At 57.3% G+C, this 11,189-nt stretch carries 14 protein-coding genes; 6 read left to right on the top strand and 8 right to left on the bottom strand.

What is annotated here, in order from left to right:
• Nucleotides 1-133: 133 nt before the first annotated feature.
• From ahbB (PROAA_RS14225) to PROAA_RS14210, 4 genes are read right to left on the bottom strand one after another with little or no spacing between them, the layout of a single operon-like run.
• Nucleotides 134-628 (bottom strand): siroheme decarboxylase subunit beta, encoded by a 495-nt coding sequence (gene ahbB, locus PROAA_RS14225; protein ID WP_186411969.1) that lies wholly within the window; start codon nucleotides 626-628, stop codon nucleotides 134-136.
• On the bottom strand, nucleotides 625-1,107 hold the full coding sequence (locus PROAA_RS14220) for an Lrp/AsnC family transcriptional regulator (protein ID WP_186411968.1): 483 nt from the start codon (nucleotides 1,105-1,107) through the stop codon (nucleotides 625-627). Before PROAA_RS14220 ends, ahbB (PROAA_RS14225) begins: the two co-directional genes overlap by 4 nt.
• On the bottom strand, nucleotides 1,100-2,071 hold the full coding sequence (ahbB, locus tag PROAA_RS14215) for a siroheme decarboxylase subunit beta (protein WP_186411967.1): 972 nt from the start codon (nucleotides 2,069-2,071) through the stop codon (nucleotides 1,100-1,102). The genes PROAA_RS14220 and ahbB (PROAA_RS14215) overlap by 8 nt, the downstream gene beginning before the upstream one ends.
• A 5-nt stretch (nucleotides 2,072-2,076) precedes the next feature.
• Nucleotides 2,077-3,264: a cytochrome D1 domain-containing protein gene (locus PROAA_RS14210; RefSeq protein ID WP_222102285.1), complete on the bottom strand. Its 1,188-nt coding sequence runs from the start codon at nucleotides 3,262-3,264 to the stop codon at nucleotides 2,077-2,079.
• A 158-nt stretch (nucleotides 3,265-3,422) separates the two neighbouring features.
• On the opposite strand from PROAA_RS14210, the gene PROAA_RS14205 reads away from it, so the two are divergent.
• Nucleotides 3,423-5,315: a peptidase U32 family protein gene (locus PROAA_RS14205; RefSeq protein WP_186411966.1), complete on the top strand. Its 1,893-nt coding sequence runs from the start codon at nucleotides 3,423-3,425 to the stop codon at nucleotides 5,313-5,315.
• Nucleotides 5,316-5,329: 14 nt separating this feature from the next.
• Here PROAA_RS14205 and PROAA_RS14200 read toward each other — a convergent pair whose 3' ends face one another.
• Nucleotides 5,330-5,533 carry a SlyX family protein gene (locus PROAA_RS14200; RefSeq protein WP_186411965.1) on the bottom strand — a complete coding sequence of 68 codons (204 nt, stop codon included), beginning with the start codon at nucleotides 5,531-5,533 and terminating at the stop codon, nucleotides 5,330-5,332.
• Between the two features lie 158 nt (nucleotides 5,534-5,691).
• On the opposite strand from PROAA_RS14200, the gene PROAA_RS14195 reads away from it, so the two are divergent.
• Nucleotides 5,692-5,949: an FmdB family zinc ribbon protein gene (locus tag PROAA_RS14195; protein WP_186411964.1), complete on the top strand. Its 258-nt coding sequence runs from the start codon at nucleotides 5,692-5,694 to the stop codon at nucleotides 5,947-5,949.
• A gap of 36 nt (nucleotides 5,950-5,985) precedes the next feature.
• Here PROAA_RS14195 and ylqF read toward each other — a convergent pair whose 3' ends face one another.
• Nucleotides 5,986-6,876, bottom strand: coding sequence for a ribosome biogenesis GTPase YlqF (ylqF, locus tag PROAA_RS14190; RefSeq protein WP_186411963.1), 891 nt, complete (start codon nucleotides 6,874-6,876; stop codon nucleotides 5,986-5,988).
• A 95-nt stretch (nucleotides 6,877-6,971) separates the two neighbouring features.
• Here ylqF and PROAA_RS14185 point away from each other — a divergent pair, with 95 nt between their 5' ends.
• Both PROAA_RS14185 and PROAA_RS14180 read left to right on the top strand, forming a co-directional pair.
• Complete coding sequence (locus PROAA_RS14185) at nucleotides 6,972-7,808, top strand: class I SAM-dependent methyltransferase (RefSeq protein ID WP_186411962.1); 837 nt, start codon at nucleotides 6,972-6,974, stop codon at nucleotides 7,806-7,808.
• Between the two features lie 48 nt (nucleotides 7,809-7,856).
• On the top strand, nucleotides 7,857-8,174 hold the full coding sequence (locus PROAA_RS14180) for a hypothetical protein (protein ID WP_186411961.1): 318 nt from the start codon (nucleotides 7,857-7,859) through the stop codon (nucleotides 8,172-8,174).
• Nucleotides 8,175-8,232: 58 nt separating this feature from the next.
• Here PROAA_RS14180 and PROAA_RS14175 read toward each other — a convergent pair whose 3' ends face one another.
• Nucleotides 8,233-8,511: a hypothetical protein gene (locus PROAA_RS14175; RefSeq protein WP_186411960.1), complete on the bottom strand. Its 279-nt coding sequence runs from the start codon at nucleotides 8,509-8,511 to the stop codon at nucleotides 8,233-8,235.
• Between the two features lie 205 nt (nucleotides 8,512-8,716).
• Between PROAA_RS14175 and PROAA_RS14170 the strand changes: the two genes are divergently transcribed.
• Nucleotides 8,717-9,892 (top strand): DUF748 domain-containing protein, encoded by a 1,176-nt coding sequence (locus PROAA_RS14170; RefSeq protein ID WP_186411959.1) that lies wholly within the window; start codon nucleotides 8,717-8,719, stop codon nucleotides 9,890-9,892.
• A 71-nt stretch (nucleotides 9,893-9,963) separates the two neighbouring features.
• Nucleotides 9,964-10,521, top strand: coding sequence for a DUF3617 domain-containing protein (locus PROAA_RS14165; RefSeq protein WP_186411958.1), 558 nt, complete (start codon nucleotides 9,964-9,966; stop codon nucleotides 10,519-10,521).
• Between the two features lie 34 nt (nucleotides 10,522-10,555).
• On the opposite strand, the gene PROAA_RS14160 is transcribed toward PROAA_RS14165, so the two are convergent.
• Nucleotides 10,556-11,113: a YaeQ family protein gene (locus PROAA_RS14160; RefSeq protein ID WP_186411957.1), complete on the bottom strand. Its 558-nt coding sequence runs from the start codon at nucleotides 11,111-11,113 to the stop codon at nucleotides 10,556-10,558.
• Nucleotides 11,114-11,189 lie beyond the last annotated feature (76 nt).

Raw genomic sequence — 11,189 nt, 5'->3', positions numbered from 1 at the left:
ACAATTCTGCTTGGTTATTGCTGCTCACTATGATTCACATTCGATACTTATACAGGGATGTTCACTTTATGACTCGAGCAAATCGGTGAGAAGGAAATAGTGCACAGTCTTCCGTGGCTACCTATGTGCGGCTTCAAACACCTATGCGCAACCCTGTCTTTTTGAGTATCTTCGTCGAGAACAGCACATCGTACCCACGGCAATCGGCGCCGAGCAGCTCCGCGATTTGTTCGACCTTGGCCAGCACTTCTTCGCGGGAACTCCCGTGCGCCATGGCAAACAGGTTGTATGGCCATTCGGGCAAGCGCCGCGGGCGATGGTAGCAGTGGGTTACGAAATCGAGTGCGCCAATGCGCTGGCCCAGTTCGTCGACACGCTCGTCGGGCACGTCCCAAACGCTCATCCCGTTTGCGGTATAGCCGATGGCATAGTGGTTGGGCACCACACCAATACGCCGAATGATGCCACGCTCCAGCATGTGCGTCAGCCGGGCCATGACCTCCGCCGCCGAAATGCCGAGCTGCTCGCCGAGCTGCTCATAGGGGCGAGGAACCAGAGGCAGTCCGCCTTGTGTCGCCAGGACCAGGCGACGATCCATCTCGCTATCCACGGCATTCGCGCTATTCATCCGCGTGTCTGCAACTTCATTTCGACGAAGTATTCCTTGATTTTCGGAAAAGCATAGACCGGCAACCCGCTCGCCGCCTCAATTCTTTCGAGCACGGCCGCAATCCCTCCCGCTGTCTCCGTGGCGAGCACGAACCACATGTTGAAGTCGCAGTTCCGTTCGCTTTCACGCCGGTAGTTGTGCGCAACTTCGGGAAACGCGTTGACCGTAGCCACGACACGCTCCCAGTCTTCTTCGGGTACGCGCATCGCGGCGAGCACAAATGCGCCACCCATGCGTTCAATCTGAAACATCGGGCCGAATCGTGTCAACACACGGGTATCAAGCAGTCGCTGCAAACGCGACAGCAACTCCTGTTCGTCAATCCCAAGCTTCTCTGCCGCTTCCGCGTAGGGCCGCTCGCAAACGGGAAATTCGCCTTGAAGACTGTCAATGATGGCCCGGTCGATCGCGTCAATCCTCGCCGACGCTTCAGGCATAACGTGCGCCAGTCTGCTTGAAGCGGGTCAGCGAGAACAGCGTGTCGTGCAGGTATTCGGTCAGATTCAGACGGTCGCGCAGTTCGACAATTTTTTTCTCGACTTCGTGACGGACCTGGCCATGGATCATGCAAAAGAGGTTGTACGGCCAGTCCGGATGCACGCGGGGCCGTTGATAACACAAGGTCACTCCCGGCTCGCGCGCCAGAGTCGCACCGAGCTCGCTGACCCGATCGTCCGGGATATCCTGCACCAGCATGGCGTTGGCGGTAAACCCCAACTCGTGATGACGAACCACTACGCCAAAGCGCTTGATGACGCCTTCATCGATCCAGCGCCCGATGCGTTCGAGCACTTCGCTTTCGTCGCAGCCGATACGGCTGGCCAGCACCTGGAAGGGGCGGATGAACAAAGGCAATCCTTCCTGCAAGGCCATCACCAGCCGTCGTTCGAGTTCGCCGAGTGGCGTCGGTGGCGAAAAGGGGCGCGGCTGCGGCTGATACTTCTCCGCTTGGCCGTCGAGCGGAAATCCGAGATCGATGTGGTATTCCTGTATCAGCGGCAATTTGAGAATCGGATAACCCGCAGATTGCTCGATGGCGCCCAGCGCGGCCTGGAGCCGCCCTTCCGAGCCGGCGGTTACGACGAACCACAGGTTGTAGCGATGCTCGCGCTCATAGTTGTGGTTGACCTCGGGAAAGCGGTTGACCGCTTCGGCAACGCTGCCCAGTGCTTCGTGTGGAACGGCCATCGCAGCCAGTGTGCTCGCGCCGATACGTTTTGGCGCGAAGACTGCGCCAACGCGCGAAATCTTTCCTTCGCGCCGCAAGGTCTCCAGCATGCGCAGAACCGCTACTTCGGCAACGCCGAGCCGGGCTGCCAATTCGCCAAAGGGCGCAGGGCAGAGCGGAAAGTTCCGTTGAAAGTCGTTGAGCAATCGAAAATCGAGGGCGTCGTCCTGCATTTCAATCAGAATCCAATACGATTGGCACGAGTGGTAAAGAAGATGCCGCTCGGGCTTTTGGCGGCAAACTCGCCAATCCCCGAAAATGTAGCTGTATCGTAAATCAACACCTTGTTGTCGTCACGCGCCGAGATCCAGACGTTTTCGCCACGCGGCGTGAATTCCATGTGCAGAATGGCCTTGCCCGGCTCCATGGTTTTGACGATCTTGCCGGAAAGCGTGTCGATCACCTGAACCCAGGAGTTGTCCGGGAAGGCGAAATTCACCCAGACTTGCCGCCCGCCCGGCCGCGCCATGGCAAACACCGGCTGTCCCTTGACCTTGATCCGCCCAACCTCTTTCCAGGTATCCATATCGACCACCAGAACCTCGTGCCGGCCAACCGCTGGCAGATAGGCCCGGCCCTGCGCCACCGACCAGCCACGCAAGTGCGGCATCTTGAACACCGGAAGTTTCTCCTCGCCGCGCCCGTAGCGATCAAGAATCTTGCGCGTGCCCTGTTCGGGCAGCCAGGAGTCGAGCAGGGAAACACCATCCTCGCCAAACAGGCCCGCCAGATAATAACGGCCGTCGGGAGTCACCAGCCCGTCGTAAGGCTGCATGCCAGCTGGATAGCGTTGGGTTTTGGGATGTTTCGGATCGGAAAAGTCACTCACCCAGATTTCACCGCCGTCGAACAAGGCATAGCCAAAACGGTTGCCCGACAAATCGGCCAGTCCAACCACTTTCGAGAACTTCCCGGGAGCGTATTCGGCCGGAACTTCCGAGAGCAAATCGAGTGTTTCTGCGTCGAACGCCTTGATGCCTCCCGGCGTGTAATTCTGTGCGACGACAATGCGGCCGTCCTGCGAAATCGATCCGCCGATCGAGTTGCCGGCCTGCATCACGCGCTTGACGATTCGCGCCTCAAGCAGATCAATCTTGGTCAGGCCACCGTCGCGACCGAAGATGTAGGCATAGCGCCCGTCGCGCGAATAAACGGCCGAAGCATGCGAAAGATCGCCGAGACCTTCAATGTGCGCATAAGGCGCGCGTTTGCTGGTATCGACCAGTATCACGCTGCCACTCGCGCGCTCAATCACCAGACCGAGATCGCCGGTACCGCGAAGTTGCGGCGACGCGCAGGCCGAAAGAAACAATGCAAGAAACAGCGAAGACAGCAGCACGAAAGAACGAAACAGGGAGAATCTCATCATCAACTCATACGAAGGTAGCAACGGCAGGAGCATGCGCCTTCTATTATCGGAATACTTTGGTTTACGTCAAAGGGTTTGTTTGATTCCTTGTCGCTTATGAGGTCGCAGCCGGCGCCAGAGGCTTACAATGGTGGCCTCTGCTGCCAAACAACGCCATGCCAAACATTCGCAACACTCTGGAACTCCTGGCCCCGGCCAAGAACGCCGAATTCGGTATTGAAGCGATCAGCCATGGCGCCGATGCCGTGTATATCGGCGGCCCGGCTTTTGGCGCGCGCGTAAATGCCGGCAACTCGGTTGCCGATATCGAACGGCTGGCCAGCCACGCACACCGCTTCAATGCCCGCGTTCTGGTCGCGATCAATACCCTGCTCAAGGACGACGAACTGGAAGAAGCCCAGCGGCTGATCTGGGAGTTCTACGAAGCCGGCGCCGACGCGCTGATCGTCCAGGACATGGGCCTGCTCGAACTGGACCTGCCGCCGATCGAACTGCACGCCAGCACGCAAACCGATATACGCACGCCGGAAAAAGCCCGCTTTCTCGAAGACGTCGGCTTTTCGCAGATCGTTCTGGCACGCGAACTTTCTCTCCAGCAGATTCGAAAGATTGCCGCGCACACCACGGCGACGCTGGAGTTTTTCGTGCACGGTGCTCTGTGCGTCAGCTACAGTGGACTGTGCAACATCAGCCATGCCCAAACCGGACGCAGTGCGAACCGGGGCGACTGCTCTCAGGCCTGCCGGCTGCCCTACTCACTGGCCGACCAGGAAGGCCGGATCCTCGCCGAGGACAAGCACCTGTTGTCGATGAAAGACAACGATCAGAGCGACAACCTGCGCGCGCTGATCGAAGCCGGAATCCGTTCCTTCAAGATCGAAGGGCGCTTGAAGGATCTTTCCTACGTCAAGAACATCACCGCGCACTACCGTCGGCAACTTGACGACATCATCGAGGATCTTCCCTCTTATCGGCGCAGCTCATCGGGTGTAACTACACTTTTCTTTACCCCGCAGACGGAGAAGACCTTCAACCGGGGAGCGACCGATTATTTCCTGAATGATCGCAAATCGGATATCGGCGCCTTTGATTCGCCGAAATTTGTCGGCGAGAAAATCGGCACGGTCATCGGAATCGGACACGACAGTATTGACGTTTGCAGCGATGCTCCGTTGCACAACGGCGACGGCATTACCTGCTTCGATGCCGATCTCAAGCTGGTCGGCCTGCGCATCAACCGTGCGCAGCAAGTTGCTTCGGGTTACCGGATCTTCCCGACTCCAGGCGAAGGTCGATTCCCGACCGATCTAAGGATTGGCGAGACGATCTATCGCAACCATGATCAGGAATTCGTGCGCCAACTGGAGAAGAAATCTGCCGAGCGAAGCATTCGGGTACGCATGCGATTCGAGGAAACTAGTGACGGCTTTGCCTTGCGCATCACGGACGATGAAGGTGTCGGTGCGGCGGCTCACTTGAAGCACGACAAGAAAGCCGCAAACAACCCTGAATTGGCGATGACCAGATTGCGCGAGAATCTGGGCAAACTGGGCAACACCATTTACCGCAGCGAAACGATCGATCTTGCCATCGACACGGCGTGGTTCATTCCCGATTCCGTGCTGAATGCACTGCGCCGCGCCGCCGTCGAAGCGCTCGATGCGGCCAGGAATGCCGCCTACAAGCAGCCTGAACGCCGCGCCGCGATGGTGCCTCCCGCTCCCTACCCGGATGATGCGCTCAGCTATCTGGGCAATGTGCTCAACGCGAAGGCGCGCGCCTTTTATGAGAAACACGGGGTCAGCGTCATCGCACCTGCCTACGAGTGCAACGCCGAAAAAGGCGAAGTCTCGCTGATGATCACCAAGCACTGCCTGCGCTACAGCTTCAATCTCTGTCCCAAGCAGGTCAAAGGCATCCGTCCGGACCCGATGATCCTGATAAACGGCAACGAGAAGCTGACCCTGCGCTTTGACTGCAAGCCCTGCGAAATGCATGTCATCGGCAAGCTGAGGAAAAACCGAACGATCCAGCTGGCGATCAGGTAGTTCCCAAACTGGGTTCAGTAATGCGGCGGGATTTCATCACGCAGGCTGGTATTTTCATCCGGTTCGGCATTGTCCTTGATCTGTTGGTAAAGCAGCCGCATCTGCTCCTGCAACAAATCGATCTGCTGCTGTTGCCGATACACCGTGCGATTGAGCTCCTCGAGCAGATCCTCGTTGAGACTCGTCTTTATTTCCAGCTCGGTCAGTCGGTCTTTCATGGCAAGCTCTTTCTGGTCAAGATGAAATGCACAGTGAATGGCGGACAGCGACAAATCGCTTTCCGGCGTAAGGATCACTGTGGCCTGATTGGCCCGATTACGACGCGTCGGACTATAATCCCTGGAAATTCCTCGGTCATCATGTAAGGAACAACGGCATGTCACTCGAACCCTGCCGCGCTTGTGGACATCAGGTCGATACTTCGGCGCTCGCGTGTCCCGGTTGCGGCGCTACCGATCCGGCAAAAAGGATCAGTCGTCAGCAGCACAATGCGCGCGTCTTTGTCATTCAACTGATCGTGTGTCTCAGCCTTCTTGGATTCGGCGGCTGGTATGTCTGGAGTACCCTGGTTCCCGTGATCAAGCAGTTTATCGCGAAACCACAAGCCGAACAGACTCAGGCCGGCCAGCAGTAAGCGATCAGCCCAAAAACCTTGCACATTTGCACAATGCTATTGGCCTGTTGACAGCGCCGGCGTCTCATTTGTCGCACCGATCATCATGCGGCGTGTTTCCGGTGTCTCCAGACTGATCCGACCAAGCTTGCCTTCACGGTAATCCTGCACCAGTACGGCCGAAGCCTTCTCGAAATCGGGACCGCCACCGCGCAAAATCAGGGAACGTCTCTTGGCGACGCCTTCGACGACCGCCACCGCATCGACACCGTCAAGAGCAAAACCATACCGTGCCGAAAGCAACGCCGGATAGCGCGCCAGCAAGAGCCCGGCAAGAAACACCGCCACCTCCTCGTCGATCACGGCATTGCGTCCAATGGCGTGGCTCGCAGCAAGCATCAGGCCATCGCTCGGGTACTCGATCTTCGGCCACATCAGACCCGGCGTATCGGTGATCGAGTGGCGGACGCTGATCTGATGAGTCTGCTGAGACTTGGTCACCGCAGGCTCGTCACCAACCTTGGCGATCTTGCGCTTGACCAGCGCATTCATCAAGGTCGATTTGCCCACATTGGGAATACCCATGATCATCATGCGCAAGGGTTTGATGTTGTCATTGCGATGCGGCGCGAGGCGCTGACAAAGCGCCGGAATGCGCGCCACCTCGCCCTGATTCTTGCTCGACAGTGCAACAGCTTTCACGTTTTCTTGCCGGTTGTAGAAGTCAATCCAGGATCGGGTGGCTTCCGGGTCGGCAAGATCCGCCTTGTTCAATACCTTGAGACAGGGTCGCTGACGGTGCAGGCGGAGTTCGCGCACCAGCGGATTGGTGCTGGCTTCGGGCAGACGAGCGTCCAGCACCTCGATCACCACGTCAATCGACGCCATCGTTTCGGCCGCCTTCTTGCGTGCCGAGGTCATATGCCCGGGATACCACTGAACAGCCATGGCGCTGGAACCTCTGAAAAAGGACGCCATTATCCCATTGCTTCGACGATCCACGTCAATGCGCTTAAAATGGGCGTTTATTGCAAACGTGCATCATGAAGCCCGTAATACCCATTCCCGAGATCAAACCCGAGCAATCCATCGAACTGCTCAAGGAGCTGCATATCCTGACCCGCGAAGGCAAGCTCAATCAGGACAGTCGCCGCAAGCTCAAGCAGGTTTATCATCTTTACCACTTCATCGAGCCCCTGCTCGCCGAATTGCTGGCTGGCAATGAAGCCATGACGCTGGCCGATCACGGCGCCGGCAAGTCCTATCTGGGCTTCATCCTCTTCGACCTCTTTTTCAAGAACCGGACTGGCGGCCATATTTTCGGCATCGAGACACGCGCGGAACTGGTCGACAAATCCCGCGAATTGGCGCAACGACTGCAATTCGGGCGCATGAGCTTCCTCAATCTGAGTATCGAGGACTCGATCCGCGTAGCCACCCTACCTGAGCGCATCGACATGGTCACCGCGCTACACGCCTGCGACACGGCCACCGACGACGCCATCCGCTTCGCGCTGCGTAAGCAGGCAAGATTCATCGTGCTGATCCCCTGTTGTCAGGCCGAGGTCGCCGCTGTTCTGCGCCGAAACAAGAACGATTCGTTTGCGAAAACACCGCTCTCGGAACTCTGGCGCCACCCGATCCATACCCGTGAGTTTGGCAGCCAGATCACCAACGTACTGCGTTGTTTACAGCTCGAAGCTTGCGGCTATCAGATACAGGTAACCGAACTGGTTGGCTGGGAACATTCAATAAAAAACGAATTGATCATCGCCAGAAATACCGGCCAGGTGCGCAAAAACGCCGCAGATCGGCTGGAAGCGATATTGCACGAACTAAACCTCGACGAGTTGCGGGAACGGTTCATGTTCTCCGGGTAAATGGACAGAATTTTCTTCAAGCGCGCACAATCGCACACTAGGACTGACATGGATAACTGGATCACCCGAATCGCCGCAGCCCTCTGCACCGCAGGCAGCACTGGTTTGTTCTGGATGTTTGGCGTGTTCATCGCCGTGCCTTGGCGCGAAGGTCGCATGCTGGCACTCACCAAGACCGAATTGCAAGTCGTCGGCATTCCGCTAGTGATTGGATTTGCCGTCGCCTGGGGGGCGCTGCATATCTTCGCGATATCGGATCGCGCTGCAAACCCGAAGGTTTACGCGACGATCCGCTGGGTGGTGATCCTCATCGCTATCGCCGCCGTGATCGGCGGCAAGGCATGGACCGACGCGAGAATTGCCTGAGTGCAGGCAATAACAACCACAAGCAAGAAACGCCTTAGGCCGCTGCTCGGGCCGTTGCTCAGGCCGTAGTATTGACCCGTGTCCCCACCGTCTGCCCGTTGGCGTTGACCGTCGGTCTACTGCCTTCCACATCGGACTGCGCACGATCGGCTGCCCTGCTCTCTTCAACCGACTGGTTGCTTTGCGTTTCCTGCGTTCCTTGGGCCTGCTGGGACTGTTGCGATTGCTGCGACTGCTGCGTCTGCTCATCCTGCTCTGGCGGACGCGCGCGAACCTGTGCTTGCAAGGCCGAGGCCGAGGCTGTGTTGATGCTGGATGATACTGAACCTGCTTCCATGGCTGATTCCTCCTGCTCCGGGCCTGAACGAACCCAGCTATCACTATAGACTATTTCGCGCGCTTTTCCCTTGCGGCTGCCAACATCGACCGGGTTCCATTGGTGGTCAAACCATATTCGCGTAAACTGAGGCCGCAGGAGCGTAGTTTTCTTGTAGTCGGGATTCGGCATTCCGTACTACTCTCACTCACTCTTCGGGGAGATCATGAGCGCACGAGCCAGACGCTGGATACTGATCCTCGGTAGCGGCTTTATTGTTTTGTTGATCGTCGGCTTTGCCGCGTTTCAGTTTGCCATTCATTCGCTCAAGGGACAGGTGGAAAAGGCGCTGGGGCCCAACGGCGAAGTCAAGGAAATACGTGTCAGCCTGACCGGGCTTGAGGTAATCGGCGTCCGCATCCATTCCGCTCGAGTTCCGGCAAACGCAGACAAAACCAAGGCGTGGCCGGCTGAAGACCAGTTGCGCGCGGAACGCATACTGATCGTTCCCGCAATCCGGGATCTCTTTTCCGCCCGGGTGGTATTGCTCAAGCTACGGATTGAAGGCGCCTACATCTCGGTGTTGCGCGCCAGGGATGGCACCATTCATGTTCTACCGAGCCTGCTCGAAAGGCCTGAACCCGCCGGCGAAACTGGTACTACCAGGCAAGCGGAGGATAGGAGTAGCGGGGGCGACCAAGGCGTCGCCACGCCAGTCAGCATCCGCAACGTAGAACTGGTCGATGGCACTATCGAGTTCTATGACGCCACCATCCGGCAACCTCCTCTCAAGCTCAGGCTGGAACAAATCAGTGCCAGCATCGGCAAGCTTCAGCTACCCGACCTGGCAGGTCAAAGCCCTATAAAACTTGATGCAATTCTCAAGGGCGTTCGGCGCGACGGCAAGGTATCAATCGACGGCACAATCGAGCTGGCGAGCAAGGAGTCGGAAATTGCCACTCGCCTTTCGGGCGTCGATCTGGTCGCTCTCCAGCCCTACCTGATCAAGGTGTCCGAGAGCGGCGTCAAGAAGGGAACGCTCGATCTCGATCTAAAATCCACGGTGCGCAAAGGCCTGCTTCACGCCCCCGGCACCCTGACGCTCAGTGATATGGAGCTGGCGTCGTCGTCGACCTCCGGCACGATCATGGGGTTGCCGCGCAAGGCGACCATCGCCATGATGAAGAACCGTAAAGGCAAGATATCGGTCAATTTTGTTCTCGAAGGGAATATCAACGATCCGCGTTTCTCCCTCAACGAGAATCTGACGACCCGTATCGGCACATCGGTGGCAGAAGCACTCGGAATCAGCGTTGAGGGACTTGCCAAAGGCATCGAGAGCGTCGGTAGCGGCTCGGCAAAAGGACTCGGCGAGACGCTTGGCAAACTGTTTGGAAAATGAAGAACAGGTTTATTATTCGGCGAAAGACTGCAAGTTCGACATTCATTTCATCTTCAACTCCAGGAGCCCCCATGCAATTCCAACTCAATTTCCGCAACACTTTCTCCCTGCTAGTCTTGGGGGTCGTTGCTGCCACCCTGGCAGGAGCAGCGGTGGCTGCCGACATGCCCAAGCGCAAACCTGGACTGTGGGAAATCAACATGCAGATGGACGGCGTTCCCAACATGGGCCCGATGCAGCAGTGCATTGATCAGAACACCGACAATCTCATGCAGCAGCAGGCCAAGAAAGGGAAAACCGATTGCAGCGTGATGGATATCAAGCCCTCAGGCAACAAGGTGTCCATACATACCGTGTGCAAGATTGAAGGATCGACCGCGACAACGGACGGTGTCTTCGAGGGTGCTTTCGACTCAAGCTACAAAGGAAAGCTGAAAACGCGCTTCAACCCGCCGATGCATGGCATGAGCGAATCCAACATGACGCAGGAAGCCCGCTGGCTCGGTGCCTGCAAGCCGGGTCAGAAACCCGGTGATGTGATCATGCCGAACATGGGCAGTGTGAACATCAACGAAATGATGAAGGATCCGAAAATGCAGGAGATGATGAAACGGCAGCAGCAACGCTGAATGGAAATGACGACCCTGCCCGACAGGGTTGGTTTCAGTTGCTGTTTTTGTCAGTATTCAGGAGGACAACGGGTTCGATCCGAACCACCTCCCCCTCGCCTGCAATCATCAGTTCGCCATCCTGAATCGTGCATTGCAGGGTCATTGCGCGATCGGCGAGTGAAGCGAGCGCCTGTGTGCTTTCCAGCGAGAGCCTGAATACGGTCAGCCTCGGGAGTTTTTCCAGCGTTGAGCGGTTCTGTTCCCACCACATTTCCGCCCCCCGGCCACCATAGGAAAACACGATTACCCGCTCCGCTCGCCCGGATGCCTTGCGCAACCAGCGCTCGTCCGGCTGGCCGACGACAATCCAGAGATCAACAGCCCCCGTCAGGTCCTTGAGCCAAAGGTCGGGCTCCTCGTCCGTTGACAAGCCTTTGCCGAAAGCCAGCTCATCGTCCGCATAAAGCATGAAGGCCAGCAGACGAACCATCATGCGCGCGTCGTTTTCGGAAGGATGACGGGCGATCATGCGCGAGTAACTTGCGTAATGATTGCGATCGATATCCGCAATCGTGAGATCCAGCTTGAAAATCGTCGCTTTGAGGGCCATGGGTATTTCTTCTTATCCTGCGTGTCACGCAGGCACCGTCTGAAACATTTGATAACTGCTGGGCAGACCGGCAGCA

The organism is Candidatus Propionivibrio aalborgensis (assembly GCF_900089945.1).
GTDB classification, from domain to species: Bacteria; Pseudomonadota; Gammaproteobacteria; order Burkholderiales; family Rhodocyclaceae; genus Propionivibrio; species Propionivibrio aalborgensis.
The sequence above is the reverse complement of the archived record's forward strand: the minus strand, read 5'-3'. Positions and strand labels throughout refer to the sequence as shown.